Origin of the sequence: Acidovorax radicis N35 (assembly GCF_000204195.1) — a bacterium.
Lineage (GTDB): Bacteria > Pseudomonadota > Gammaproteobacteria > Burkholderiales > Burkholderiaceae_C > Acidovorax > Acidovorax radicis.
In genome coordinates, this window is the sequence record NZ_AFBG01000020.1 from 556,167 (window position 1) to 581,120 (window position 24,954).

Annotated in this window: 24 protein-coding genes and 1 pseudogene; 15 read left to right on the top strand and 10 right to left on the bottom strand. The window is 65.3% G+C overall.

Annotation, left to right across the window (positions count from 1 at the left end; translation table 11 throughout):
• Positions 1-127 precede the first annotated feature (127 nt).
• From ARADN35_RS0116355 to ARADN35_RS0116365, 3 genes are all read left to right on the top strand, one after another.
• Positions 128-394: a hypothetical protein gene (locus tag ARADN35_RS0116355; RefSeq protein WP_010464007.1), complete on the top strand. Its 267-nt coding sequence runs from the start codon at positions 128-130 to the stop codon at positions 392-394.
• 2 nt (positions 395-396) lie between these two features.
• Positions 397-843, top strand: coding sequence for a dUTP diphosphatase (gene dut, locus ARADN35_RS0116360; protein ID WP_010464008.1), 447 nt, complete (start codon positions 397-399; stop codon positions 841-843).
• A gap of 194 nt (positions 844-1,037) precedes the next feature.
• Positions 1,038-1,541 carry an outer membrane lipoprotein gene (locus ARADN35_RS0116365; protein WP_029414090.1) on the top strand — a complete coding sequence of 168 codons (504 nt, stop codon included), beginning with the start codon at positions 1,038-1,040 and terminating at the stop codon, positions 1,539-1,541.
• 57 nt (positions 1,542-1,598) lie between these two features.
• On the opposite strand, the gene ARADN35_RS0116370 is transcribed toward ARADN35_RS0116365, so the two are convergent.
• Entirely contained in the window at positions 1,599-2,123 is a 525-nt protein-coding gene (locus ARADN35_RS0116370; protein WP_010464010.1) for an FKBP-type peptidyl-prolyl cis-trans isomerase, read from the bottom strand.
• Positions 2,124-2,177: 54 nt separating this feature from the next.
• On the opposite strand from ARADN35_RS0116370, the gene ARADN35_RS0116375 reads away from it, so the two are divergent.
• The 3 genes from ARADN35_RS0116375 to ARADN35_RS27420 all read left to right on the top strand — a co-directional run bounded on the left by ARADN35_RS0116375 (position 2,178) and on the right by ARADN35_RS27420 (position 4,312).
• The gene (locus ARADN35_RS0116375) at positions 2,178-3,302 is read left to right on the top strand and encodes a cupin domain-containing protein (protein ID WP_029414091.1); all 1,125 of its coding nucleotides are present in this window, start codon (positions 2,178-2,180) and stop codon (positions 3,300-3,302) included.
• A 26-nt stretch (positions 3,303-3,328) separates the two neighbouring features.
• A complete protein-coding gene (locus ARADN35_RS0116380; RefSeq protein WP_010464012.1) occupies positions 3,329-3,847 on the top strand; it encodes a hypothetical protein in 519 nt (172 codons plus the stop codon).
• A 201-nt stretch (positions 3,848-4,048) separates the two neighbouring features.
• Positions 4,049-4,312: a hypothetical protein gene (locus ARADN35_RS27420; protein ID WP_081474651.1), complete on the top strand. Its 264-nt coding sequence runs from the start codon at positions 4,049-4,051 to the stop codon at positions 4,310-4,312.
• A gap of 134 nt (positions 4,313-4,446) precedes the next feature.
• Here ARADN35_RS27420 and ARADN35_RS0116385 read toward each other — a convergent pair whose 3' ends face one another.
• From ARADN35_RS0116385 to ARADN35_RS0116410, 6 genes are all read right to left on the bottom strand, one after another.
• The gene (locus ARADN35_RS0116385) at positions 4,447-5,229 is read right to left on the bottom strand and encodes an MBL fold metallo-hydrolase (protein ID WP_010464013.1); all 783 of its coding nucleotides are present in this window, start codon (positions 5,227-5,229) and stop codon (positions 4,447-4,449) included.
• Positions 5,230-5,317: 88 nt separating this feature from the next.
• Positions 5,318-6,409 carry an outer membrane protein assembly factor BamC gene (gene bamC, locus ARADN35_RS0116390; RefSeq protein WP_010464014.1) on the bottom strand — a complete coding sequence of 364 codons (1,092 nt, stop codon included), beginning with the start codon at positions 6,407-6,409 and terminating at the stop codon, positions 5,318-5,320.
• 45 nt (positions 6,410-6,454) lie between these two features.
• Positions 6,455-7,351 carry a 4-hydroxy-tetrahydrodipicolinate synthase gene (gene dapA, locus ARADN35_RS0116395; protein WP_010464015.1) on the bottom strand — a complete coding sequence of 299 codons (897 nt, stop codon included), beginning with the start codon at positions 7,349-7,351 and terminating at the stop codon, positions 6,455-6,457.
• Between the two features lie 30 nt (positions 7,352-7,381).
• Entirely contained in the window at positions 7,382-7,936 is a 555-nt protein-coding gene (locus ARADN35_RS0116400; RefSeq protein WP_029414092.1) for a class I SAM-dependent methyltransferase, read from the bottom strand.
• 86 nt (positions 7,937-8,022) lie between these two features.
• A complete protein-coding gene (locus ARADN35_RS28285; protein ID WP_010464017.1) occupies positions 8,023-8,190 on the bottom strand; it encodes a hypothetical protein in 168 nt (55 codons plus the stop codon).
• A 27-nt stretch (positions 8,191-8,217) separates the two neighbouring features.
• Positions 8,218-9,435, bottom strand: a complete 1,218-nt coding sequence (locus tag ARADN35_RS0116410) for an MFS transporter (RefSeq protein ID WP_010464018.1) — start codon at positions 9,433-9,435, stop codon at positions 8,218-8,220.
• A 144-nt stretch (positions 9,436-9,579) separates the two neighbouring features.
• Between ARADN35_RS0116410 and ARADN35_RS0116415 the strand changes: the two genes are divergently transcribed.
• From ARADN35_RS0116415 to ARADN35_RS0116430, 4 genes and pseudogenes are all read left to right on the top strand, one after another.
• Positions 9,580-11,562: a DNA topoisomerase IV subunit B gene (locus ARADN35_RS0116415; RefSeq protein WP_010464019.1), complete on the top strand. Its 1,983-nt coding sequence runs from the start codon at positions 9,580-9,582 to the stop codon at positions 11,560-11,562.
• A gap of 31 nt (positions 11,563-11,593) precedes the next feature.
• The gene (locus ARADN35_RS0116420; protein ID WP_035198204.1) at positions 11,594-12,442 is read left to right on the top strand and encodes a lytic transglycosylase domain-containing protein; all 849 of its coding nucleotides are present in this window, start codon (positions 11,594-11,596) and stop codon (positions 12,440-12,442) included.
• Positions 12,439-14,797: pseudogene (gene parC, locus ARADN35_RS26495) on the top strand (DNA topoisomerase IV subunit A). Before ARADN35_RS0116420 ends, parC begins: the two are co-directional and overlap by 4 nt.
• A gap of 4 nt (positions 14,798-14,801) precedes the next feature.
• Positions 14,802-15,908: a DNA glycosylase AlkZ-like family protein gene (locus tag ARADN35_RS0116430; protein WP_010464021.1), complete on the top strand. Its 1,107-nt coding sequence runs from the start codon at positions 14,802-14,804 to the stop codon at positions 15,906-15,908.
• 29 nt (positions 15,909-15,937) lie between these two features.
• Here the strand turns inward: ARADN35_RS0116430 and ARADN35_RS0116435 are convergent, their stop codons facing one another.
• Positions 15,938-16,318 (bottom strand): hypothetical protein, encoded by a 381-nt coding sequence (locus tag ARADN35_RS0116435; protein WP_010464022.1) that lies wholly within the window; start codon positions 16,316-16,318, stop codon positions 15,938-15,940.
• 354 nt (positions 16,319-16,672) lie between these two features.
• Here ARADN35_RS0116435 and ARADN35_RS0116440 point away from each other — a divergent pair, with 354 nt between their 5' ends.
• Complete coding sequence (locus ARADN35_RS0116440; RefSeq protein WP_010464023.1) at positions 16,673-18,493, top strand: methyl-accepting chemotaxis protein; 1,821 nt, start codon at positions 16,673-16,675, stop codon at positions 18,491-18,493.
• Positions 18,494-18,609: 116 nt separating this feature from the next.
• Here ARADN35_RS0116440 and ARADN35_RS0116445 read toward each other — a convergent pair whose 3' ends face one another.
• A complete protein-coding gene (locus ARADN35_RS0116445) occupies positions 18,610-19,068 on the bottom strand; it encodes a RidA family protein (RefSeq protein ID WP_010464024.1) in 459 nt (152 codons plus the stop codon).
• A 185-nt stretch (positions 19,069-19,253) separates the two neighbouring features.
• Between ARADN35_RS0116445 and ARADN35_RS0116450 the strand changes: the two genes are divergently transcribed.
• From ARADN35_RS0116450 to ARADN35_RS0116460, 4 genes are all read left to right on the top strand, one after another.
• Positions 19,254-21,824, top strand: coding sequence for a DNA internalization-related competence protein ComEC/Rec2 (locus tag ARADN35_RS0116450; RefSeq protein WP_029414094.1), 2,571 nt, complete (start codon positions 19,254-19,256; stop codon positions 21,822-21,824).
• Positions 21,825-21,909: 85 nt separating this feature from the next.
• Positions 21,910-23,445, top strand: coding sequence for a circularly permuted type 2 ATP-grasp protein (locus ARADN35_RS0116455; protein ID WP_010464026.1), 1,536 nt, complete (start codon positions 21,910-21,912; stop codon positions 23,443-23,445).
• A gap of 2 nt (positions 23,446-23,447) precedes the next feature.
• Complete coding sequence (locus tag ARADN35_RS28810) at positions 23,448-23,603, top strand: alpha-E domain-containing protein (RefSeq protein WP_010464027.1); 156 nt, start codon at positions 23,448-23,450, stop codon at positions 23,601-23,603.
• Positions 23,597-24,556: an alpha-E domain-containing protein gene (locus ARADN35_RS0116460; RefSeq protein WP_010464028.1), complete on the top strand. Its 960-nt coding sequence runs from the start codon at positions 23,597-23,599 to the stop codon at positions 24,554-24,556. The genes ARADN35_RS28810 and ARADN35_RS0116460 overlap by 7 nt, the downstream gene beginning before the upstream one ends.
• 43 nt (positions 24,557-24,599) lie before the next feature.
• Here the strand turns inward: ARADN35_RS0116460 and ARADN35_RS28385 are convergent, their stop codons facing one another.
• On the bottom strand, positions 24,600-24,938 hold the full coding sequence (locus ARADN35_RS28385) for a VF530 family protein (RefSeq protein ID WP_010464029.1): 339 nt from the start codon (positions 24,936-24,938) through the stop codon (positions 24,600-24,602).
• Positions 24,939-24,954: the final 16 nt, after the last annotated feature.

Consider the following 24,954-nt stretch of genomic DNA (forward strand, 5'->3'; position numbering starts at 1 on the left):
CGCGTCAGCTCCCGCCAGGAGCGCGCAGGCACCATCCCCTGGCTCCACCACGGCATCTAAGCCGGCGGCTGCAGGTGGTGTGCGCCCGATGTCTCCGGCTGTTCCGCCGGACCTTGCCCAGGTTCTCATGCCTTTGTTCGGAGTGCTGCGGACGGTGCGCGTCGTGCTGTTGGTGCTGATTGCACTGCATGCCGTTGCGCTGTTTGTGTTCAGCCAGGGCTCTTTGCCGGGGCTGGTGGTCATGGGGGCTATTTGGTGGGGGCTCGGCTGGCTGATGGAGGCCGCGCCCAAAGCCCTATCATCCGCAGGCTCCGGCGCCACGCCAGGCGTGGCTCCCTTGCAGGAGCGGCTGCGGCAAGTGACCCAGCAGCGCAAAACAGGAAAGAAAAAATAGCTGTGAAGATTGATGTGAAGATTTTGGATCCGCGCATGGCGGACCAGTTGCCAACTTATGCCACGCCCGGTAGTGCTGGCCTGGACCTGCGGGCCTGCCTCGATGCTCCGCTGACATTGCAGCCCAATGGTTGGCAGCTGGTGCCCACGGGGATTGCCGTGTACCTCAAGGACCCCGGGTATGCCGCGCTGATCCTGCCACGCTCGGGCTTGGGCCACAAGCATGGCATCGTGCTGGGCAATCTCGTGGGGTTGATCGACAGCGACTACCAGGGGCAGCTCATGGTGAGCGCCTGGAACCGCAGCGGCACTGCATTCACCCTGGAGCCGATGGAGCGGCTGGCCCAGTTGGTGATCGTCCCGGTGGTGCAGGCACAGTTCAATGTGGTGACGGAGTTTGCAGCGACGGAGCGTGGTGAGGGCGGCTACGGATCTACCGGAAAAGGCTGAAAAACGAGCAGCCAGCGGGCCGTGGGCGTGGTTGTAAGACGGCGCTTACCTTTGGAAGAGTCTGTTACTGACCAACTCGTAGCCTCCGCGTCTACGGTATGGGGTGCTCGCGCGTTGTTCCAATCAAGGCATGCGCACCGAGTCTGAGTTCTCAGAGCGCCATGCGCCAGCCCCCTGACTTTAGGAGTTTGAAAATGCTGCAATTTACCCGTTCCTTCGCCATTGCCGGTGCTGTCGTCCTCATGGGCTCCTTGGCCGCTTGCGGTCATAACCGGTCGGCTCCTCCGCCGCAATATTCGGGTGGCTACTCGGGTGGCTACCAGACCGCGCCAGCCTACCCGAACAGCCCGGCAGGCACGGAATATGGTCGGGTTTCCAATATTGAAGTGCTGCAGGGGCGCTCGCAAGGCCAAACCTCTGGTGCAGGAGCTGTGATCGGAGCCGTGGTCGGGGGTGTGCTGGGCAACCAGATTGGCAAGGGCTCAGGCCGCGCCGCAGCGACAGGCGTAGGCATTGTTGGGGGAGCCGTCGCAGGCAATGCCATCGAGGGCCGCAACAACAGCCAGGAAGTACAGGGTTATCGCCTGTCGGTACAACTCGATCACGGGGGCTACCGCGTCTACGACGTGAGCAGCCCTGGGGATCTGCGCATGGGTGATCGTGTGCGCCTCTACAACGGCCAGATTTCTCGCCTTTGATGAACCGGCAGATTGCGCGGGAGTCCTGAGTCGTTCAGGACTGACCGTCAACGTGGTTCAGTGGAGCAGGTTGTTGCCAGGAGCCTGGGGCTGAACCCGAAAGAAACCGGTACCGGCGGTGCCACGGCCAATCTCTTCTTCAGTGGCTTCACGCACGGCCTGCACGGTCAACTGCAAACGCAGCGCAATGCCCGCCAACGGATGGTTGCCGTCCAGAACTACATGTTCAGGATAGATCTCGGTCACCGTGTAGAGCCCGGTGCGGGGAGCATCGGGGTTGCAGCCTTGCGGCAAAGCGGCGCCGTCAAACGTCATGCCCTCTTCGATCTCTGCGGGAAACAGGGCACGCGGTTCCAGGAACAGCAATTGATCATTGAAGTCGCCGAAGGCGTCTTCGGGCTCCAGGTGGAGTGCCAGCGTGGCCCCGGGGCTGTGGCCTTGCAGGGCTTCCTCGATGCGGGGCAGCAGATCGTCGCCCCCCACCAGAAACTCCACAGGGTCATCGAGAACGTCCAGTTCTTCGCCCAGGGTGTCTTTCAGCGTCCAGGTCAGTGCGACCACACATTGTTGGGTAATTTCCATAGGAGAATTGTCGCAGTTTGACCAATGGCCCCGCAAAGGGGTAGACCTGTGCCCATGGATATCCAGCAACCCCTTTCCCTACTCGGTGGTCTGACCCCTGCGCAATTCATGCGCCGCCATTGGCAGAAGAAGCCTTTGCTGGTGCGCCAGGCTATTCCCCAGTTCACGCCCCCAGTGCTGCGGTCCGAGCTTTTCGCGCTGGCCGCCCAAGAGGGGGTGGAGTCCCGCCTTGTTCAATTGGCCAAAGGTGCGTGGAAGCTGCGCCACGGCCCTTTCCAGCGGCGTGCCCTGCCTGCACTCCAGCAGCCAGACTGGACCTTGCTGGTGCAAGGGGTGGACCTGCACAATGATGCAGTACACGCGCTGATGCAGCAGTTCAGGTTTGTGCCGGAAGCGCGGCTTGATGACCTCATGATCAGCTATGCGTCCCCTGGCGGGGGGGTGGGCCCGCATTTCGACAGTTACGACGTCTTTCTGTTGCAGGCCCACGGCCGGCGGCGCTGGCGCATTGGCCGCCAGAAGGATCTCACGCTGCGTGACGGCATTCCGCTCAAGGTGTTGGCGCAGTTCGAGCCGGAAGAGGAGTTTGTGCTGGAGCCTGGCGACATGCTGTACCTGCCACCGCGCTATGCACATGACGGCATCGCCGAGGGCGAATGCATGACCTATTCGATCGGTTTCAGGGCCCCGGCCCGTGCTGAGCTTGCGCAAGAACTGCTGGTGCGCCTGGCGGAGGATGCTGCCGATGAGGGCAGCCCCTTGTTGTACCGAGACGCGCAGCAGGAGGCTGTGCCTCAGCCCGCCGCCATTCCCGCGGGGTTGCAGGATTTTGCGCGCGATGCACTGGCCCGCGCGCTGGCGCAGCCCCTGGTGCTGGAGCGCGCGCTCGGTGAATATCTGACCGAGCCCAAGCCCAGCGTGTGGTTCCAGCCAGGGGACGCGGGTGTGATGCTCGAAGGTGTACGCCTGGATCGCCGCAGCCGCATGATGTACGACACGCACCATGTATTCATCAATGGCGAGAGCTACCGCGCTGCAGGCCGCGATGCGACGCTGATGCGCCGGCTGGCCGACGAACGCCGGTTGAGCGCCCGCGAACTGGCGCGCGCCAGTGACGATGCGCTGGAGCTGCTGTCGTCCTGGTGTGATGCGGGCTGGGCCCATGTCTGGGCTGAATAGACTGTCGCACCCAAGGAGACATCGCCATGACCGAGGCTTCCACTCCCCCGAATTCGCTGCCTGATCTGCCTTCAGGGCGTTTCAGTGGCAGAGAGGCGTTTCAGCAGATGGTGCGCGATGCGATTGCTACCGCCGCCCGGGATGGCTGGAAGGAAATTCTGATCAGCGATGCGAATTTTCATGACTGGCCCCTGGGTGAACGTGGCGTGGTCGAGGCCCTCCAAGATTGGGCCCATGGGAGCCGGCGGTTCACCATGCTGGCGTGCAGCTACGACGACGTGATTCGCCGGCATGCGCGGTTTGTACGCTGGCGGGGCACCTGGGACCACATCATCAATTGCCGCCGCAGCCCGACCGCCGATCCCTTGGATATTCCCAGCGCGTTCTGGTCGCCGCAGTGGGTGATGCAGCGGCTGGACCCGGAGCGGTGTGTAGGTGTTACCGGCAACGAGCCGGACCGGCGGGTGCTGCTGGGCGAGACCCTCAAGGAGTGGGTGCGCAGCAAAAGCACGCCCGGTTTTCCCGCATCCACGCTGGGGTTGTGAGCAAAATGCACGCTTTGTGCCTTGTCAATCGGGTGTAAAGGTTTCGTCAGTGTTAGTCTGTATTGACTAAATACCAATATAATCGGCGGCTGCGCCAAAAAGGTGCAAGCCAAGCGCATTGTGCCAAAGCGTACCGGGGCTTCCAAAAAGCCTGACGCCGTGGCTTTTCAAGATTCTGTCTGTCCAACTAGGAAAATCGAAATGAAGAACTCTCTCGTTCTGGCCGCCCTGATCGCTGCTGCAGCACTCGCCGCTTGTGGCAAGAAGGAAGAGCCAGCTCCAGCGCCAGCACCTGCTGCCGTGGAAGCCCCAGCTCCAGCACCCGCACCAGCTCCTGCCGCTTCTGAAGCCGCTCCTGCTGCTTCCGACGCTGCTTCGGCTGCTGCCGCACCCGCTGCTGACGCTGCCAAGGCTGCTGCTGACGCTGCTGCCACCGCTGCTACTGGCGCTTCCGCAGCCAAGTAATTCGCTGCAGGCCACAGCGGGTTGCAAGACCCGCTATCGCCCCGAAAGCCCCGCATCGCAAGGTCGGGGCTTTTTCTTTTTGGCGGTGCCTTCCTTCCCTGGGGTTGGTCGTTTGCGACGTGGCCAGGGTCACTTCATCCTGCAACTGAAAGCCAGGGTGTTCCCATCGTTGGGCTGGCGACGGTGATTTCGTCGGCGGGCCACTCCAGCGCAAGACCCAGTGCCTGTTGGGCGAGGGCGGGGGCATTGTTCTGCGCGCTCAGGTGGGCGGCCACCACACGCTGCAGACCAGGGTGCCGCACGGCGCGCAGGATGTCGGCTGTCGCCAAATTGGCCAGGTGCCCATACGGTCCTCCGACGCGGCGCTTCAGAAAGGCCGGGTATCGGGACGCTTCGAGCATTGCGGGGTCGTGGTTGGCTTCAATCATGAGCGCATGGCAGCCCTGCAATTGCTGCAAAACATGGTCACTGGCGTGGCCCAGGTCGGTCAGTACACCCAGGTGGGTTGCACCGTCCGAGCAGCGCAGCTGCAGCGGTTCGCGGGCATCGTGTGGCACGGTGAAGGGCAGGGCGCTGAAGGTGCCCAGGTCCAGGGCCTGCATGTCGTGCGCGATGCGCAGCATGCCATCAAAGTTGGGCGCGCCCAGGGCAGCGTAGGTGCCTTGGCTCATCCACACCGGAATACGGTGGCGCACCGCCACGGCCAGCGCACAGCCGATGTGGTCCGAGTGTTCGTGGGTGATGAATACGGCATCCAGGTCTTCCAGCTGCAGTTGCGCTTGCGCCAGGCGGGCCTGCAGTTGCCGGATGCCGAATCCACAATCAATGAGCAGGCGGCGGACCTGCGGGCCGCTGCTGCCTTCCACCACTGTGGCGTTGCCCGTGCTACCGCTGCCCAGGTTTTTGAAGCGCAGCATGTCGTGGTCGAAAGCGCTTCCCGTGCAGCGTACCCCCGCTCCACGGGCAGGCGGCCGGGGCAATGGAGGTGGCGCGCGCCGGGGGTGCTTATTTCAGATCGTCGGCAATCACGCGCACGATGCGCTCGGCATTGGCTGACGACTCGGGGACGCCAGCCTCATTGAGCACCGACACCGTGGTGGACTCGCCCTGGCTGCGCACCACGATGCGGTATTTCAGTGGAGGCGTGGCGTTGGACGAGCTGAAGAGTTTGCCGAAGAATCCTGGGTCCTTCTTTTCGGCATTGGGGGCCACATAGCGCACAAAGTAGGTACCTTCATTGCGATTGCGGTCTTCCACCGTGAAGCCTGTGCGGTCCAGGGCCAGGCCGATGCGGCGCCATGCGCGGTCAAAACCCTCGTCGAGCTGGACCACGGGCTTGTTGTCCACCGTGGCCATGCGGGCAGATTGAGCACGTGGTGCGGGAGCTGCGGCCACCGCCTTCGACTGCTCCTGGCTCACACCCAGCTTGACCATCAGGCGGCGCAGGAATTCGGTTTCCAGCTCGGGGTCGGAGGGGCGGGGCTGCCACACCGTGTTGTCCTTGGTGGTTGTGCCGTAGACCTCGATCATCCCGCGATGGGTGATGTAGACCTCGGTGCCGCCATTGGCGTTGCGCTCCAGGCGGGTGCGGAACTTGTCGCGCTCACCGGTGGAGTACAGCGAGTCCAGCAGCTTGCCCAGGGTTGAGCGGATGAAGTCCTGTGGCAGTTTGGCGCGATTTTCAGCCCAATCGGTTTCCATGATGCCCACGTTGGGCTCTGCCTGGGCCAGGTTGAAACCGCTTTCTTGCCAGAAGTCGCGCACGGGCTCCCAGAGCTTGTCGGCCGGGCGATTGACCACCAGCCAGCGCTGGTTGCCATCGCGCTCAATGCGGACGTCGCCCAGTTGCAGGGCGGCGGCGTTGGCAGTGCCCGATGGCTGCGCGGCCTGGCCGGCCTGCATGGCGGCAGCCGAGACAGCGCCGCCAGGGACGTTGTAGCGCGAATCGCGCGACAGCTGGGTCAGGTCTGGTGGGACTTCCAGGGTCGAGCCTTTGGTGGCGCTCTTGTAGTCGATCTTGTCGCCCTCCAGGGCGGCACAGGCGGACAGGGCCATGGCAAGGGTCAGCAGGCTCAGGCGGGTGGTAGCAGCTTTCACGCGGAAATCCTTGGAGAGTGTCTCGGGGAGCGGGCGCAGCCCGGATTAGATCAGGCCGCTGTTGCGCAGCGCAGATTCGACCACAGCCTCGTTGCTGGTGGTCAGCGGCGTCATGGGCAGGCGCATGGTGCCACCACACAGGCCCATGCGGGCCACGGCCCATTTGACCGGGATGGGGTTGGCTTCGACAAACAGGTTCTTGTGCACGGGCATGAGCTGGAACTGGATCTGCATGGCACGCTGGACATTGCCAGCCAATGCGGCCACGCACAGCTCGTGCATGAGGCGGGGCGCCACATTGGCCGTCACGCTGATGTTGCCATGGCCGCCGCACAGCATGAGCGCCACGGCGGTCGGGTCGTCGCCCGAGTACACACCAAAGCCTTTGGGCACATCGCGGATGAGCCACTGGGCGCGCTCGATGTTGCCGGTGGCTTCCTTGATGCCTATGATGCCGGGCACCTGGGCCAAGCGCAGCACGGTGTCGTGCTGCATATCGGCCACCGAGCGGCCGGGCACGTTGTACAGCACGACAGGCAGGTCGCCCGTGGCTTCGGCAATCGCCTTGAAATGCTGGAACTGGCCCTCTTGCGTGGGCTTGTTGTAGTACGGCACCACTTGCAACTGGCTGTCGGCCCCCACGCCACGCGCGAACTTGGCCAGCTCGATGGCTTCAGCGGTGGAGTTGGCTCCGCAGCCGGCCATGATGGGCACACGCTTGGCAGACTGCTCCACGGCCACGCGGATGATTTCGCAATGCTCTTCGACGTTGACGGTCGGCGATTCGCCCGTGGTGCCCACCACGCCGATGCAGTCGGTGCCTTCGGCAATGTGCCAGTCGATCAGTTTGCGCAGGGCCGGGTAGTCCACGCTGCCGTCCTCGTGCATGGGAGTGACGAGGGCGACGATGCTGCCGGTGAGGGCGACGGAAGAAGAGGTCATGTCCGCAGTGGTAAACGGTAAAAGGGCATTCTAACTAGCCCACATGGGCAAAAGATGTCGTGAGGGTCCACCAGACTGTGGGAGTTCCCGCACGGCCGTGATGCGTTGCACGAAACGGTCGGGGTTTTGTTGGAAGCCGTCTTCATAGGCCACGGTGCGCAGTCCGGTGCAGGCGGTTAGCAGTTCCCCGGGCTGCAGAAGAAATTCGGGCCGGGCCGGGCGGCCCACGGTGTCGTTGCCGTGGGCGAAGGTTTCGTAGATCAGCACGCCGCCCGGTGCCACGCTCTCCACCATGGTGGCCAGCAGGGGCCGCCACAGGTAGTTGGTGACCACCACTGCACCAAACTGACGGCCTGCAAAGGGCCATGGGCCCTTCTCGATGTCGGCCAGCACCAGCTCCCCCAGCCCCTCGCAGGCGGCCAGGGCCTCGGCAGAACGGTCGACCCCGACCACGGGGTGGCCCAAGCCGCGCAACCAACGCAGGTGGCGCCCTGCGCCGCAGGCCACGTCGAGCGCAGTGCTGCCCGGCGCGATCAAATGGGACCATCGGCGAACCCAGTCGGAAGCGGCTTCGTTACCGTGCATTGTGTTTTGCTACAAAAAATATAGCTAATAGCGCTTTATGGATAAGCGCTGGAGGCCAAAAATAGTTGAAATTTTGAGGTGCAGGCTCAGAAGCAAGCCCACATCTGGTCGGCCAGCATCACCATGAAGTCCGGCACCGTGTACATGCCAAACACCGCGAGGCACAGCAGCACGGCAACCGTCCAGGCCAGCCAGCGCCAAGCCCACGGCACGCTCCGGCCGAGCGGCGTGGGAGATGTGCTGGCGGTCGGCATGGTGGTGTCTGGATGGCGTTGCCGGGTTCAGGCGGGTTGGGCCGCGCCGCGCTGGATGGGGCTCTCCCGGACCGGCAGGTTCACCAGGCCGGCGAACACCCCAAGCCCAATGGCGATGTACCAGACGATATCGTAGCTGCCCGTAACGTCATACAGGTAGCCGCCCAGCCACACGCCCAGGAAGCTGCCGATCTGGTGGCTGAAGAACACAAAGCCGCCCAGCATCGACAGATGCTGCACGCCAAAGATCTGCGCAATGGTGGCGTTGGTGGGTGGAATGGTGGACAACCACAGCGTGCCCATGACCGCCGAGAACACATACACCGACAGCGGCGACAGCGGCACGAGCAGGAACACAGTGATCACCGCCGCGCGCGCGAAGTAAATGAAGGCCAGGATGAACCGCTTGGGCATGCGCTGGCCCAGGGTGCCGGCCACGTAGGTGCCCAGCACATTGAAGAGGCCGATCAGCGCCAGCGCATAGCTGGCCACCTGGGGCGACAGGCCGTGGTCCTTGAGGTAGCTGGGCATGTGGACCCCAATGAAGACCACCTGGAAGCCGCAGACGAAGTAGCCCGCCATCAGCAGGTTGAAGCTGGGATAGCGGAAGGCCTCGCCCAGCGCCTGCACGATGGTCTGCTCGCGTTTGACCGGGGCGGCTCCGGCAAAGCTGGGCTCGCGCAGGCCAAAAGCCAGGGGCACGATCAGCAGCACCATCAGCGACAGCGCCAGCAGCGCCTGTTGCCAGCCCAGGCCTGCGATCAGCCAGCCTTCCACCGGCACCATGAGGAACTGCCCGAACGAGCCTGCCGCAGCGGCCACGCCCATGGCCCATGAGCGGCGCTCTGGCGCAATCTGCCGCCCCAGCACGCCATAGATCACCGCATAGGTCGTGCCAGCCTGCGCTGCGCCGATGAGCACGCCAGCAGTCAGTGCAAACAGGGTGGGCGTGGGCGACAGCGCCATGCCCGCCAAGCCCAGGCCGTACAGCACGGCACCGCCCATGAGCACACGGAAGGCGCCAAACCGGTCGGCCACCATGCCGGCAAAAATCCCGATCAGGCCCCAGGACAGGTTCTGGATCGCAATCGCCAGCGCGAATGACTGGCGCGTCCAGCCCATTTCCTGGGTGATGGGCAAGAGCCACAGCCCGAACCCGTGGCGGATGCCCATCGACAGTGTCACGATGGCCGCGCCACAGGCGAGCACCTGGAACATGGACAGTTTGGGAGGATTCATATGCATGCGCAGGAATGTAGCGAGATTGGGCGAAACGCGCTGATACACCGGTGACCAATACAGTTGCAAGCAGGGTCAGGCTTTGCGAGCCTGCTGGAAGACTGGTTTTATATCCAGCTATTGCTGCGCTGCCGCACTACAATCCGCCCCATGTCTGCCAAACCGTCCCCCGTGTCCGCCAGTGAATATTCCGAAGGCTCGATCCGTGTGCTCAAGGGCCTGGAGCCCGTCAAGCAACGCCCGGGCATGTACACCCGCACCGACAACCCGCTGCACATCATTCAGGAAGTGCTGGACAACGCCGCCGATGAGGCGCTGGCTGGCCACGGCAAAAAGATCCGCGTCACGCTGCATGCCGATGGCTCGGTGAGTGTCGAAGACGATGGGCGGGGTATTCCCTTCGGCATGCACCCCGAGGAAAACGCCCCGGTGATCGAACTGGTGTTCACCCGCCTGCACGCGGGCGGCAAGTTCGATAAGGGCAAGGGCGGCGCCTACAGCTTCTCAGGCGGCCTGCACGGCGTGGGCGTGAGTGTGACCAACGCCCTGGCGACGCGGCTGGAGGCGACGAGCTACCGCGAAGGCAAGGCGGCGCGCCTGGTGTTTTCGGCCGGGGATGTGATTGAACCCCTGGTGGCCCGGCCGCTGGAGGCGGGCGAGCGCAAGCAGGGCACGTCGGTGCGCGTATGGCCTGATGCCAAGTATTTCGAGTCGAGCGCGTTGCCCATGGGCGAGCTCACCCACCTGTTGCGCAGCAAGGCCGTGCTGATGCCCGGCGTGACGGTGCAGCTCGTCAACGAGAAAACCCGCGACACGCAAACCTGGCAGTACAAAGGCGGCCTGCGCGACTACCTGATGCAGACGCTCAACGGCGACCCGGTGATCCCGCTGTTTGAAGGCGAGGGTTTTGCCGACCGCAACAACGAAAGTTTTGCCGAAGGCGAGGGCGCATCCTGGTGTGTGGCCTTCACCGAAGACGGCCAGCCCGTGCGCGAGAGCTACGTCAATTTGATTCCCACCAGCGCGGGCGGCACCCACGAAAGTGGCCTGCGCGACGGCCTGTTCAATGCCGTCAAGAGCTTCATCGAGCTGCACAGCCTGTTGCCCAAGGGCGTGAAGCTGCTGCCCGAGGACGTGTTTGCGCGCGCCAGCTATGTGCTCAGTGCCAAGGTGCTCGACCCGCAGTTCCAGGGCCAGATCAAGGAGCGCCTGAACTCGCGCGACGCGGTGCGCCTGGTCAGCGGCTTTGTGCGCCCCGCGCTCGAACTCTGGCTCAACCAGCATGTCGAATACGGTAAGAAGCTCGCCGAGCTGGCCATCAAGGCCGCGCAAACCCGCCAGAAGGCGGGCCAGAAGGTTGAAAAACGCAAGGGCTCGGGCGTGGCCGTGTTGCCCGGCAAGCTCACCGACTGCGAAAGCAAGGACATCGCCCACAACGAAGTTTTCCTGGTCGAGGGCGACTCGGCTGGCGGCAGCGCCAAGATGGGCCGCGACAAGGAAAGCCAGGCCATCCTGCCGCTGCGCGGCAAGGTGCTCAACACCTGGGAGGTCGAGCGCGACCGCCTGTTTGCCAACAACGAAATCCACGACATTTCGGTGGCGATTGGCGTGGACCCGCACGGCCCCAACGACACGCCGGATTTGAGCGGCCTGCGCTACGGCAAGGTCTGCATCCTGTCGGATGCCGACGTGGACGGCTCGCACATCCAGGTGCTGCTGCTCACGCTGTTCTTCCGCCACTTCCCCAAGCTCATCGAAACCGGTCACATCTACGTGGCGCGCCCGCCGCTGTTCCGCGTGGATGTACCCGCGCGCGGCAAGAAGCCCGCCGCCAAGATGTATGCGCTGGACGATGGCGAACTGACTGCCATCCTCGACAAGTGCGCCAAGGACGGCGTGCCGAAAGAGAAGTGCCAGATCAGCCGCTTCAAAGGCCTGGGCGAGATGAACGCCGAGCAGCTGTGGGAAACCACGCTCAACCCCGACACCCGCCGCCTGCTGCCCGTGCAACTGGGCGACATGGACTTTGCCGCCACCGAAGGCCTCATCACCAAGCTCATGGGCAAGGGCGAAGCCGCCGCGCGCCGCGAGCTGATGGAGCTGCATGGCGATGCGGTCGAGATCGATATCTGACCGCATCGACACGCTCCACCCGGTGTTTGTGATGAAAAATCCCCTTAAAAACAGTGCCCTGCGCTTGTCTGTATTGGGTATGTTGCTATGTTTTGTGCAGCAAGTGGCCCATGCGGACCTGTGGGCGCACGTGGACGAGCGCGGCGTGACGCACTTTGCCGCCGAGCAGATCGATGCGCGCTACCAGCTGTTTTTTCGTGGCAATGACTTTGACTCGACCCGGGATGTGCCCGCCAATGCGTCGCCCATGCCCTACGCGCTGCCTGCAGCGGGTGCGCGCCTGCTGGCTTTTTTTGACATCGCGCCCGACTACAAGCGGGTCAAACACCACCTGCGTGCTGCGTCCAGCAAACATGGCGTGGACTACGAATTGCTGCAGGCTGTGATCGCGACCGAGTCCGGTTTTGACGCCACCGCCGTGTCGCCCAAGGGCGCTGTGGGCCTGATGCAGGTGATGCCCGCCACGGCCAACCGGTTTGGCGTGAGCACGGACGCAAAACGCACGGTGGAGCAAAAGCTGGCCGACCCGGCCGTGAACGTGCCCACCGGCACGCGCTACCTGCGCCACCTGCTGGACCTGTTTCCAGGCCGCATGGACCTGGCTGTTGCCGCCTACAACGCTGGCGAAGGCGCCGTGCAGCGCGCGGGCAACCAGATTCCGGCCTTCAAGGAAACGCAGAACTATGTGCGCACGGTGCTGGGCCTGTATGCCCAGCTCAAGCCCCCAGCCCCGGTGCTGGCGCAACGCGCCGTGCCGGGCCGCGTGCGCATGGAGCTTTCGGGTGGCGCGCAGAACCGGGGCAACCTGCCGCCCACCCGCGTGGCGCAGACCCGCAGCGCCCCCCAGAACGTGAACCCAGAAACTGTATCCAACGAATGAGCGACCAACCCACTCTCGATTTCACCACCGCAGGCGACGACGGGGGCGACTCCCTGGGCCTGGCCGGCTACGCCCAGCGCGCCTACCTGGAGTACGCGCTGTCGGTCGTCAAGGGCCGTGCGCTGCCCGATGTGTGCGACGGCCTCAAGCCTGTGCAGCGGCGCATTCTGTATTCGATGGACCGCATGGGCCTGGGCTACAGCGGCCCCACGCGCAGCGCGGCGGCCAAGCCGGTCAAGAGCGCCCGTGTGGTGGGTGATGTGCTGGGCCGCTTCCACCCGCACGGCGACCAGTCGGCCTACGACGCGCTGGTGCGCATGGCGCAGGACTTTGCCCAGCGCTACCCGCTGATCGACGGCCAAGGCAACTTCGGCAGCCGCGACGGCGACGGCGCAGCGGCCATGCGCTACACCGAGGCCCGCCTGTCACGCATCACCAGCCTGCTGCTGGATGAGATCGACGAAGGCACAGTGGATTTCATGCCCAACTACGACGGCAGCACCGAGGAGCCGCGCCAGCTGCCCGCACGCCTGCCGTTCGCGCTGCTCAATGGCGCCAGCGGCATTGCCGTGGGCCTGGCCACCGAAATCCCGAGCCACAACCTGCGCGAAATTGCCGACGCCTGCGTTGCGCTCATCAAGACGCCGTCGCTCAGCCAGGAAGAACTGCTGGCCATCGTGCCCGGACCGGACTACCCCGGTGGCGGCCAGATCATCAGTGCTGCCTCCGACATTGCCGATGCCTACCGCACGGGCCGGGGCAGCCTTAAGGTGCGCGCGCGCTGGAAGATCGAAGACATGGCGCGTGGCCAGTGGCAGCTGGTGGTCAACGAGTTGCCACCCGGCGTGAGCACGCAAAAGGTGCTCGAAGAGATCGAGGAAATCACCAACCCCAAGGTGAAGGCGGGCAAGAAGACCCTGAGCCAGGACCAGACGCAACTGAAGGCCAGCATGCTGGCCGTGCTGGACGTGGTGCGTGACGAGTCGAGCAAAGACGCCCCCGTGCGTTTGGTGTTCGAGCCCAAGACGGGCAAGACCCCGCAGCAGGAACTGATCACCGCGCTGCTGGCCCACACCAGCCTCGAATCCTCTGCCCCCATCAACCTCACGATGGTGGGGCTCGATGGCCGACCCACCCAAAAAATCCCTGCGGCAGATGCTGGAGGAGTGGATTGCCTTCCGCCAGACCACCATCACCCGCCGCACGCAGCACCGTTTGAACAAGGTGCTGGAGCGCATTCACATCCTCGAAGGGCGGCAGATTGTCCTGCTCAACATCGATGAGGTGATTGCCATCATCCGCCAGGCCGACGAGCCCAAGGCGGCGCTGATCGCGCGCTTCAACCTCAGCGACCGGCAGGCCGAGGACATCCTTGAAATCCGCCTGCGCCAGCTCGCGCGGCTTGAAGCGATCAAGATCGAGCAGGAGCTGAAAGAACTGCGCGAAAGCCAGGGCAAGCTCGAAGACATCCTGAACAACCCCGGCTCGCTGCGCCGCACCATGGTCAAGGAGATCGAGCAGGATGCCAAGACCTTTGCCGACGCGCGCCGCACACTCATCCAGGCCGAGAAGAAGGCCGTGGCCGAAGTGAAGGTGGTGGACGAGCCCGTCACGGTGGTTGTTTCGGAAAAAGGCTGGGTGCGTGCACGCACCGGCCACGGGCACGAGGCCTCCAGTTTTGCCTTCAAGGCGGGCGACGGGCTGTATGGCACGTTCGAGTGCCGCACGGTCGATACCCTGCTGGCCTTTGGCAGCAACGGCCGCGTGTATTCGGTGGCCGTGTCGCTGCTGCCCGGCGCGCGTGGCGATGGCCAGCCCGTGACCACGCTCATCGAACTGGAAGCGGGCACGCAGCTGCTGCACTACTTTGCGGGGCCCGCCAACGCCACGCTGCTGTTATCCAACTCGGGCGGCTACGGCTTTCTGGCGGCGGTCGAGAACATGGTCTCGCGCCAGAAGGGCGGCAAGGCCTTCCTCACGCTGGGCGAGGGTGAAGCCGTGTGTGTGCCTTCGCACGCGGCGGGCACCACGGGCAGCAAGCCGGTGCTGCCTGCTACGCACGTGGCCTGTGCCTCCACGGGCGGGCGCATCCTCACGTTCGAGATCACCGAGCTGAAAACCATGGCCAACGGCGGCCGGGGCCTGATGCTGATCGACCTGGAAGACAAAGACCAGCTCGCAGGCGCTGCAGCCTACACGCGCAGCATTCGCCTCGATGGCATTGGCCGGGGCGGCAAGGTGCGCGATGAGACGCTGGAGATTCGCAGCCTGAACAACGCCCGTGCCGCGCGCGGCCGCAAGGGCAAGGCGGCAGACCTGGGCTTCAAACCCAACGCGGTGACGCGGGTGGAGTAAGGGTGTGGCGCGCAACTCACCCACGCTGGATGAGCTGCGCCGCTACGCGATTGCGCGCAGCCTGTTCAAACCACTGACGCTGCCCGGCGCGATTCGCAAGCTTGGTTTTGTGCAGGCCGACCCGATGCGGGCGCCCGCACGGGCACAGGATCTGATTTTGCGCATGCGGGTGCGCGGATACCGCGCAGGGGACCTGGAGCGCCGCTATGAGCGGTTGGGCATCGAGGAAGACGCTTTCGTCAACTATGGCTTCGTCTCGCGCGAGATGCTGGCGCTGCTGCATCCACGCACGCCGCGCCGGCCCTGGGATGCCGTGACCACCGAGCGTGCGCGCGAGGTGCTGGCGTTTGTGCAGGAGCGGGGCGTGGTGCACCCACGTGAGGTCAGCGAGGCGTTTGCACACCACGGCCGCGTGGCGGGCTACTGGGGCGGAGAGCTCAACGCGAGCACCCGCCTGCTGGATGCCATGCACCACCATGGCTGGCTGCGGGTGTGCCGCCGCGAATCGGGCACCCGGGTGTATGCGCCGATGGAGCACCCCGCGCAGGATGCCAGCCCCGCCGCGCGCCTGGCGCGCGCCGAAGCCCTGGTCGATCGCATCGTGGCACTGTACGCCCCGTTGCCCGCCTCCAGCCTGGGTTACCTGGTCACGCTGCTGCGCTACGGCGCGCCGCAACTGGCGGCCGAGGCGCGCGCGGTGGCCAAGGCCGCGCATTTGCGCTACGGTCATGCGGTGGTGGGCGGAACGACCTGGTTCTGGCCCGCCAACGAAAACCCGGTCTCACGCCGCCATCGGCCAGACCCGGGAGTGCGGCTGCTGGCACCGTTCGATCCCGTGGTCTGGGACCGCCGCCGTTTCGAGATGCTGTGGGGCTGGGTGTACCGGTTCGAAGCGTATGTGCCGGCCCCCAGGCGCACCATGGGCCACTATGCGTTGCCCGTGCTGTGGGGGGAACAGATGGTGGGTTGGGCGAACCTGCGCGTGGAGCGCGGGCAACTGCGGCACGAGTTGGGATTTGTGGCTGGCCGGCCTCCACGCGATGCGGGTTTTTGGCGCGCGCTGGACGAGGAGCTGGCGCTTTTCGAGGCCTTTCTGGGAACCGCGGCCTGACGGCCGGTTGCCCTGTCCGGATCAAGGCTTCAGCATTTGCCGGCGGCTTTGCTGAGCGCGTTGCAGGAGGCCGAGGCGGCCGCAGGTGCTGCCGCCTTGCCGGCCATCGGCGTGCAGATGGCATCCGAATTCGGAGTCTGCCCGAACGACATGGCTTTCTGGAACCCCGTGGCCGAGTACATGTAGCACTGGTAGGTGGCCCCGTCGGTGGTCTTGGCGGTGTAGTTGATGCGCCCGCCGGTTTCTTCGCTCTTGTGGGTGATGGTGAAGGCGCCCACCTGGCGGCCAATCGCCACGGAGGTGCGCTGCTCCAGGCCCTCCTGGCTGATGGTGGCGGCACATCCAGACAGGCCCAATGCGATCAGGAGGGTGGCGCCGAGGCACGTGCGGTGGAGCTTGCAGGAAGTCATGGAGTCATTGGCCTTTGAAAATGGATCAGGCCAGTTTGATGGCTTCGCCGCTGCACGGGAACCCGACCACGGTAGGGTGTTGTCGGCGCGCGAAATGTGGGCCAATGGGGGCCGTCGTGGACATCGACGCCCTGATCGGCACAGATTTTTTCGTGAGGCACTGCGCTGGTGATGGGGCTGGGTGCATTCGCCCCAGCCCAATGGTGGATGGATGTTGCCGCTGGCATGGCTCCACGCGTGGCCCCTGATGGGGCAGTGCAGGCAGGGCAGACCCTGATGTGTTGTGACAGAGTTTGTGCAATCGTGCAAAAGCGCGCAACATCTGTACGCAAACACACGCTTCAGGAGACAACCATGCCCACGAACTTTCGGATGGCTCACAAGCTCTGGCTGGCGGTGATTCTGATTGTGGTTCTGCTCGTCGCCGTGGTGGGGTTCTCAGGCTACCGGTCTGTCAAAGTGCAAGCCCAGGCCGATGCGGTAGCCCGGGACAGCGAGGCGCGCGTGCAGGCGGCGATCCGATGGTCGGGCCTCACCGAAACCAACGCCGCACGGACCCAGGCGCTCATCGTCAGCAGCGATGCGGCGGTGGAGGCCGAATTCAAGGACGTGATTGCCGCCACCAGCGCGCAGATCAGCGAGGTGCAGAAGTCGCTGGAGGCCATGGCGCTGTCCGATGCCGACAAGGCGCAGATGGCCAAGATCGCCGAAGCCCGCAAGGCCATGATCGACCTGCGCGGCCAGGCCCGCAAGCTCAAGGCGGACGGGCAACAGGACCAGGCCGTGGCCCTGGTCAAGCAGTCCTACAACCCGGCCGTGGCCACTTACCTGCAAACCCTGCGCGACTTTGTGCAGCAGCAGCAGCAGGGTGCGGTCGCCAAGCAGCAGGAGATGGCGGCATCGCGCATGCTTACCGTCAAGATTGCGGCTGTTGCCGTGGGCCTGCTGCTGCTGGCCATCATCGTGGGGGCCTACTACCTGATTGGCAGCATCCAGCGGCCGCTTGCGCAGGCGAACGGGCTGGCCGAACGTATTGCGGGCGGTGATCTGAGCATGCAGGAGTCTGTGACCCGGGGCGATGAATTTGGCGACCTGCTGCGCTCGCTCTACACCATGAGCAGCGCGCTGGGGCGCATGGTGCACCAGGTGCGCCAGAGCACGGACAGCATTGCCATCGCCAGCGCCGAGATCGCCACCGGCAACCATGACCTTTCGGCCCGCACCGAGCAGACCTCCAGCAACCTGCAGGAGACGGCTGCCGCCATGGAGCAGTTCACCAGCACCATCCAGCAAAGCGCAGGCAGTGCCCAGCAGGCCAGCAGCCTGGCGGCGGGGGCCACCGGCGTGGCGCGCCGGGGCGGCGAGGTGGTGACCCAGGTGGTGGCCACGATGGAGGACATCAACCACAGCAGCAAGAAGATTGCGGACATCATTGGCGTGATTGATGGCATTGCATTCCAGACCAACATCCTTGCGCTCAACGCCGCCGTGGAGGCCGCGCGTGCAGGCGAGCAGGGCCGGGGGTTCGCCGTGGTGGCCAGCGAGGTGCGCAGCCTCGCCCAGCGCAGCGCCGAGGCTGCCAAGGAGATCAAGCAGCTCATCAGCGCGTCAGTGGAAAAGGTGGAAACGGGGTCGAGGCTGGTGTCGGACGCTGGCACCACCATGACCGACATCGTTCAGTCGGTGCAGCGCGTGACCGACATGATTGGCGAGATCACGGCGGCATCGTCCGAGCAGAGTGCTGGCGTCTCCCAGGTCAACAAGGCGATCAGCAACCTCGACCAGATGACGCAGCAGAATGCGGCGCTGGTGGAAGAGAGCGCCGCCGCTGCCCAGAGCCTGCGCGAGCAGGCGGACCACCTTGCGCGCGAGGTGTCGATGTTCAAGGTGAATGCCGCCAGCTATGGGCCTGCGCAGGCGGCCATTGGTGCGGCGCGCGCCACGGCTGCCCAGCGGCCGCAGGTACCTGTCGCCGCCGCTCCAGCTGCCCCAGCTGCGTCCGCACGGCCCGCAACGGGTTCAGGCGCGAAGACGGCGGGGCACGGTGCCCGCCCCGCCGTGGCCAGGGCGCCCGTTTCCGCCACGGCGGTGGCCAAGGTATCTGCCGCACCTGTACCCGCCGGCCGCAAGCCGGTGGTGGCCCAGGGGGCGGAAGAGGATTGGGAATCCTTCTGACTTTTTGACGCGCGGTCTGCCAGGGGGCGGGAGGCTCCATCCACCGCCGCCTTGCGCGGAAAACAAAAACCCCATGGCAACCATGCCCTGGGGTTTTTTGTGGAGCGCGTGGTTTGTCAGGCCAGTTCGGCGATCAGCTCGATTTCCACGCAGGCGCCCATGGGGATCTGCGCCACGCCAAAAGCGCTGCGGGCGTGCACACCCTTTTCGCCAAAGACCTGGCCCAGCAGTTCGCTGGCGCCGTTGGTCACCAGGTGCTGCTCGGTGAAGTCACCCGTGGAGTTCACCAGGCTCATGACCTTGACGATGCGCTTGACGCGGTTCAGGTCGCCGCCACAGGCTGCCTGCAGCGTGCCCATGAGATCAATGGCCACCGCGCGTGCGGCTTCCTTGCCTTCTTCCGTGCCGATATCTCGACCGAACTGGGCGGCCCAGGGCTTGCCGTCCTTGCGTGCGATGTGGCCCGACAGGAACACCAGATTGCCCGTTTGCACATAGGGCACATAGGCGGCAGCGGGCACCGACACCGGCGGCAGGGTGATGTTGAGTTCTTTCAGCTTGTCGTAAACGCTCATGGTCTTCCTTGGTGTGACGTGAAGGTGAAGGGTGGGCACTGACCGATGTCCGCAATGCCGACAAGGCCCGCAGGGGTAGCTGGGTGGCTGGGTCGCCCGGCCGCGCCCGGATGGCCGCGAGTGTTACACAGCCCGGTGTGCAGAATCCAGCGGCCAGCCCCCTGGAGCCGCATTAGCATCAGCCCATGCCCGCCATAAGCGCCTCTAATGCCGTTTCTTCCGTCCACACGGGCCCGGACGGTAGCGTGGTCGATGCAAGCCCTGCGGTGGCCGCCGCCACGCCCTGGCGGTTGCCCGCGTGGCTGCTGGGCGCGGTTTTCGGGGCAGCGCTGCAGCTGCAGCAGCCGGCGTTGTGGCCAGGAGGGGCCTATGGGGTGATCCTGGTGGCCGCCTGTGTGGTGGGCTGGTGCGCGCGGGCAGCCTCCAGAAGCCGCCGTGCGGTAGCGACAGGGGCTGCTGCGCCGGCCGCAGCGCTGGCGCTGGGCGCGGGGGTGCTGGCGATGTTCGCCCTGTGTGGATTGCGCGCAGTGGACTATGCGGGCCACGGGCTCGCGCCCGCGCTGGAAGGCCAGGACATCCGCGTGACCGGGGTGGTGGCGGCCATGCCCCAGACCAACGAGGCTGGCACCCGCATCCGCGTGGACGTGGAGGCCGCGCGCCTGAGCGGTGCCCCGGTGCAGCTGCCGCCGCGCATCGACGTGGCCTGGTACGGTGGCCCGTTCCGCGATGCGGCAGGGGCGCTGGACCTGCAGCGCCCCCCGCCAGCCCTGAAAGCCGGTGACCGCTGGGCCCTGACAGTGCGCCTCAAAGCGCCGCACGGCCTGCGCAACCCGCATGGTTTTGATTACGAGCTGTGGATGTGGGAGCAGGGCGTGCAGGCCACGGGCTACGTGCGCGCGGGGCCCAAAGACGAGCCGCCAGAGCTTTTGGCCGCGACCTGGCGGCATCCGGTGGAGCGGGTGCGGCAGTCGGTGCGCGATGCGATCCTGGAGCGCCTGGCCCGCGATGTGAATGGCGACGACCCGGCCCGCGCGCGTATCGCGGGTGTGGTGGTGGCCCTGGTGACGGGTGACCAGCGCGCCATCGACCGCGCCGACTGGGATGTGTTCCGCGCCACGGGGGTGGCGCATTTGATGAGCATCTCGGGGCTTCACATCACCTTGTTTGCCTGGCTGGCTGCGCTGATGGTGGGGGTGCTGTGGCGGCGCTCCACCCGGCTGTGCCTGGCGGTGCCCGCGCCCTCGGCAGCACTGGCCGCCGGGGTGGTGCTGGCAGCGGCCTACGCGCTGTTCAGCGGCTGGGGTGTACCCGCGCAGCGCACCGTGATCATGCTGGCCGCCATTGCCGTGCTGCAACTCAGCGGCCGCCGCTGGCCGTGGCCGCAGGTGTGGTTGTGGGCATGTGCGGCCGTGGTGGTGGCAGACCCGTGGGCGCTGGCGCAGGCGGGCTTCTGGCTGAGCTTTGTCGCGGTGGGTATTTTGTTTGCTACAAATACGGTAGCTGTTAGCGCTTATCCATCAAGCGCCAGCAACCATTTTTATGCACTAATTCGGGAGCAGTGGGTGGTGACGCTGGCGCTTACGCCCCTGACCCTGTTGCTGTTTGGCCAGGTGTCCGTGGTGGGCTTTGCCGCCAACCTGGTGGCTATTCCCTGGGTCACCCTGGTGGTCACCCCGCTGGCTCTGGGTGGCGTGCTGTGGGCGCCCTTGTGGAATCTGGCCGCCCTCAGCCTGCAGCCGTTGGCAAGCTTGCTGCAATGGCTGGCGCAGTGGCCCTGGGCCGTGGTCTTCCTGCCTGCAGCGCCGTTGTGGGCGGGCATGCTGGCCGTGGCGGGGGGCGCGCTGCTGGCCACACGCCTGCCCTGGCGGTTGCGCCTGCTGGCACTTCCACTGCTGTGGCCCGCCCTGTGGTGGCAGCCGGTGCGCCCGGCGGCAGGGCAGTTTGAATTGCTGGCCGCCGACATCGGCCAAGGCAACGCGGTGCTGGTGCGCACCGCCACCCACACGCTGCTGTACGACGCGGGGCCGCGTTTCAGCCGCGAGAGCGACGCGGGCCACCGCGTGCTCGTGCCGCTGCTGCGGGCACTGGGGGAGCGCGTGGACATACTCATGCTCAGCCACCGCGATGCCGACCACACGGGCGGTGCGGCGGCGGTGCTGGCGCAGCAGCCGCATGCCGAGCTGGTGGGGTCGATCGAGGCCGAGCACACCTTGCAGGCTCTGCGCCCGGTTCGCCCCTGCCTGGTGGGCCAGCGCTGGGAGTGGGATGGTGTCGTTTTCGAGGTGCTGCACCCGCATCCGCAGCCGGACGACGCGGTGGCTGCGCGCACCTTGCGCCCCAATGCGTTGAGCTGTGTGCTGCGCATCGCGGCCAGCGGGGCGGTGGCGTCGGCGCCGGTGGCGTTGCTGGTGGGTGACATCGAAACCCCGCAGGAGCAGGCCCTGCTGGCGCACGGTGCGGCGCTGCGTGCCGACCTGCTGCTGGTGCCCCACCACGGCAGCAAAACATCGTCATCGCCGGCGTTTCTGGATGCTGTCCAGCCACGCACTGCTTTGGTGCAAGCCGGGTACCGCAACCGGTTTGGCCATCCGGCCCCCGAAGTGTTGCAGCGCTACCGTGCGCGCGGCGTTGAGGTGGTGGAGTCTTCACGCTGCGGCGCCGCGACGTGGGCGTCGTCAACGCCTGCAGCGGTGGGGTGCGAGCGCGATACGGGCCGACGGTATTGGCAACATCAGATGGCACCCCGGACGGAGTGATCGGACGGGATGGCGCAGCTCCATGGATGGCTGTTTCGGAAGTGTGGGCGCGCAACTTGCTATCCTGTTACCAGGAGGCCAGTTCATGCAGAAATTTGACGAGATGTACGCCATGCTGCCTTTTGATGGCAGCGATGTGCGGGAACACTACAAGCGCTATGCGCAGTGGTTGAGCAAACAGCCCCCTGATGTGATGCAGGCCCGCCGGGCCGAAGCCGAGATGATCTTCCGGCGTGTGGGCATCACCTTCGCCGTCTATGGCGCGAAGGACGAGGGCGGCGCGGGCAACGAGCGGTTGATTCCGTTTGACCTGATCCCGCGCATCATTCCAGCCCATGAGTGGAGCAGCATGCAGCAAGGGCTGGTGCAGCGGGTCACGGCGCTCAACCGCTTCATCCACGACGTGTACCACGGCCAGGACATCATCCGCGCCGGCATCGTGCCCGCCGACCTCATCCTCAACAACGCGCAGTACCGGCCCGAGATGGCCGGTGTGCAGGTGCCGCAGAACATCTACGCGCACATCGCGGGCATCGACATCGTTCGAGCGCCCAATGAAAAGGGCGAAGGCGAGTACTACGTGCTCGAAGACAACCTGCGCGTGCCCAGCGGCGTGAGCTACATGCTCGAAAACCGCAAGATGATGATGCGGCTGTTCCCCGACCTGTTCAGCTTGCACAAGGTGGCGCCCGTGGCCCACTACCCCGACATGCTGCTCGAGACCCTGCGCGCCAGTGCCCCCGCTGCGGCCGACGAGCCGACGGTAGTAGTGCTCACGCCTGGCATGCACAACAGCGCGTACTTTGAGCACGCCTTTCTTGCGCAGCAGATGGGTGTGGAGTTGGTCGAGGGGCAGGACCTGGTCGTCAAAGACAAGTTCGTCTACATGCGCACCACGCGCGGCCTGCAGCGGGTGGACGTGATCTACCGCCGCGTGGACGATGACTTCCTCGATCCGCAGGTGTTCCGCCGCAATTCCACGCTGGGCTGCCATGGCCTCATGGAGGCCTATCGCGCAGGCAACGTGGGCATCTGCAATGCAGTGGGCACCGGTGTCGCCGACGACAAGTCGGTCTACCCCTATGTGCCCGAGATGATTCGCTTCTACTTGGGGCAGGAACCCATCCTCAAGAACGTGCCCACCTGGATGTGCCGCAAGCAGGACGACCTGCAGCATGTGCTGGCGAACCTGAAGGACCTGGTCGTCAAGGAAGTGCACGGCGCGGGCGGCTACGGCATGCTGATCGGCCCGGCCGCCACGCAGGCCGAGATCGAGGACTTCCGCCGCGCGCTGCTGGCCAACCCGGCGGGCTACATCGCCCAGCCCACGCTCAGCCTGTCGAGCTGCCCCACGTATGTGGAAAGCGGCATCGCCCCGCGCCATATCGACCTGCGCCCCTTCGTGCTCAGCGGCCGCGAGGTGCAGATGGCCGCTGGGGGCCTCACGCGTGTGGCGCTGCAGGAAGGCTCGCTGGTGGTGAATTCGTCGCAGGGCGGGGGCACCAAAGACACCTGGGTGCTGGGCGAGGGTGCGCCTGCCGCGCAACCCAAGGCCGTGCAATCCCAGTCGCAGGGCCAGGGTCAGGGCCAGTCGCAAAGTCAATCGCAAGGGAGCATCTGAACATGCTGAGCCGCACCGCCGACCACTTGTTCTGGATGTCTCGCACCACGGAGCGGGCGGAAAAGCCCCATGCCATGGGGCTTTCGATACAACACCGCGTGCGTGCGCAGCACGTGCGGGGTTCTCTGCCCTGTTCGATGAAGGAGGCCGCATGCTGAGCCGCACTGCCGACCATTTGTTCTGGATGTCCCGCTATACCGAGCGGGCGGAGAACACTGCCAGAATGCTCAATGTGAGCTACGAAACATCGCTGCTGCCGCAGGCTGCCGATGTCGCGCAAAAAGGCTGGGAAGGGCTGCTGTCCATCAGTGAGCTGATCCCCGCCTATACCGCCAAGCACGGCGAGGTAACGCCTGCCCGTGTGCTGGAGTTCATGGTGCGCGACGGGACCAATCCCTCGTCCATCCTGTCCTGTCTGCGCGCAGCGCGCGAGAACGCACGGGCCGTGCGGGGCGCGTTGACCACCGAGGTGTGGGAGACGAAGAACCAGACCTGGCTGGAACTGCACCGGCAGCTTGAAGGCGATGCCTTCGAGCGTGACCCGGGCCAGTTTTTTGAATGGGTGAAGTACCGTTCGCACCTCTCACGGGGCGTGGTGCTGGGCACCATGCTGCAGGATGAGGCCTTTCACTTCCTGCGCATGGGCACGTTCCTGGAGCGCGCCGACAACACCGCGCGCCTGCTGGATGTGAAGTTCCATGCAGTCAAGAATGATTTTTTTGGCCGTGCCAGCGACCGCAACCAGGAGAGCGATTTCTACCATTGGAGCGCCATCCTGCGCAGCGTGTCGGCCTTCGAGGTGTACCGCAAGGTATACCGTGACGTGATCACGCCCGGCCGCGTGGCCGACCTGCTGATCCTGAGCCGCGACATGCCGCGCTCGCTGCACGCGTGCCTGCGCGAGGTGGTGGACAACCTGGCCGTGCTGGCCAACGGGCAGTCCGCCGAAACCAGCCGCAGGGCGGGGCGCCTGCTGGCCGACTTGCAGTACGGCCGCATCGACGAGATCCTGGCCACGGGCCTGCACGCTTTCCTCACGCAGTTCCTGGACCGGGTGAACGACCTCGGGGGCGGCATCAGCCGCGATTTCCTGGTGACCTCGGGCGACTGAGCCGGGGCAAGGTGACCGTGGCGCGGCGCAGGCACGCGGCCGGTCACTCCTGCGCGTTGCGCCTCTGGTCGCGCAGCATGAAGAGATACAGGCTTTCGACCTTCTCGCGCGCCCAGGGGGTCTTGCGCAAAAACTTGAGGCTGGAGCCCACGCTGGGGTCGATTTGAAAGCACCGGATGGGGATCTGCTGCCCCAGTTCGTCCCAGCCAAAGTAGTCTGCCAGTCCCACCACCATGGCTTCCAGCGTCACGCCGTGCAGCGGGTTGCGTGGCTGCTTGGCCGGGGCGCCAGCAGGGCTTGGGGGGGCTGGGGTGCCTGGAGCGGCGGGCGCGCCTTCGGTGACGGGTGAACCAGGTATGGGGGTGGGCTCGTTGGCGTTCATGGCCCCAAGCATAAAG

What these genes read in the sequence shown, in the direction of transcription:
- ARADN35_RS0116355 (WP_010464007.1), top strand. Translation starts at nt 128, where the DNA reads ATGCCTTTGTTCGGAGTGCTGCGGACGGTGCGCGTCGTGCTGTTGGTG.
- ARADN35_RS0116365 (WP_029414090.1), top strand. Translation starts at nt 1,038, where the DNA reads ATGCTGCAATTTACCCGTTCCTTCGCCATTGCCGGTGCTGTCGTCCTC.
- ARADN35_RS0116370 (WP_010464010.1), bottom strand. Translation starts at nt 2,123, where the DNA reads ATGGAAATTACCCAACAATGTGTGGTCGCACTGACCTGGACGCTGAAA.
- ARADN35_RS0116375 (WP_029414091.1), top strand. Translation starts at nt 2,178, where the DNA reads ATGGATATCCAGCAACCCCTTTCCCTACTCGGTGGTCTGACCCCTGCG.
- ARADN35_RS0116380 (WP_010464012.1), top strand. Translation starts at nt 3,329, where the DNA reads ATGACCGAGGCTTCCACTCCCCCGAATTCGCTGCCTGATCTGCCTTCA.
- ARADN35_RS27420 (WP_081474651.1), top strand. Translation starts at nt 4,049, where the DNA reads ATGAAGAACTCTCTCGTTCTGGCCGCCCTGATCGCTGCTGCAGCACTC.
- ARADN35_RS0116385 (WP_010464013.1), bottom strand. Translation starts at nt 5,229, where the DNA reads ATGCTGCGCTTCAAAAACCTGGGCAGCGGTAGCACGGGCAACGCCACA.
- dapA (WP_010464015.1), bottom strand. Translation starts at nt 7,351, where the DNA reads ATGACCTCTTCTTCCGTCGCCCTCACCGGCAGCATCGTCGCCCTCGTC.
- ARADN35_RS0116400 (WP_029414092.1), bottom strand. Translation starts at nt 7,936, where the DNA reads ATGCACGGTAACGAAGCCGCTTCCGACTGGGTTCGCCGATGGTCCCAT.
- ARADN35_RS28285 (WP_010464017.1), bottom strand. Translation starts at nt 8,190, where the DNA reads ATGCCGACCGCCAGCACATCTCCCACGCCGCTCGGCCGGAGCGTGCCG.
- ARADN35_RS0116410 (WP_010464018.1), bottom strand. Translation starts at nt 9,435, where the DNA reads ATGCATATGAATCCTCCCAAACTGTCCATGTTCCAGGTGCTCGCCTGT.
- ARADN35_RS0116415 (WP_010464019.1), top strand. Translation starts at nt 9,580, where the DNA reads ATGTCTGCCAAACCGTCCCCCGTGTCCGCCAGTGAATATTCCGAAGGC.
- ARADN35_RS0116420 (WP_035198204.1), top strand. Translation starts at nt 11,594, where the DNA reads ATGAAAAATCCCCTTAAAAACAGTGCCCTGCGCTTGTCTGTATTGGGT.
- ARADN35_RS0116435 (WP_010464022.1), bottom strand. Translation starts at nt 16,318, where the DNA reads ATGACTTCCTGCAAGCTCCACCGCACGTGCCTCGGCGCCACCCTCCTG.
- ARADN35_RS0116440 (WP_010464023.1), top strand. Translation starts at nt 16,673, where the DNA reads ATGCCCACGAACTTTCGGATGGCTCACAAGCTCTGGCTGGCGGTGATT.
- ARADN35_RS0116445 (WP_010464024.1), bottom strand. Translation starts at nt 19,068, where the DNA reads ATGAGCGTTTACGACAAGCTGAAAGAACTCAACATCACCCTGCCGCCG.
- ARADN35_RS0116450 (WP_029414094.1), top strand. Translation starts at nt 19,254, where the DNA reads ATGCCCGCCATAAGCGCCTCTAATGCCGTTTCTTCCGTCCACACGGGC.
- ARADN35_RS0116455 (WP_010464026.1), top strand. Translation starts at nt 21,910, where the DNA reads ATGCAGAAATTTGACGAGATGTACGCCATGCTGCCTTTTGATGGCAGC.
- ARADN35_RS28810 (WP_010464027.1), top strand. Translation starts at nt 23,448, where the DNA reads ATGCTGAGCCGCACCGCCGACCACTTGTTCTGGATGTCTCGCACCACG.
- ARADN35_RS0116460 (WP_010464028.1), top strand. Translation starts at nt 23,597, where the DNA reads ATGCTGAGCCGCACTGCCGACCATTTGTTCTGGATGTCCCGCTATACC.
- ARADN35_RS28385 (WP_010464029.1), bottom strand. Translation starts at nt 24,938, where the DNA reads ATGAACGCCAACGAGCCCACCCCCATACCTGGTTCACCCGTCACCGAA.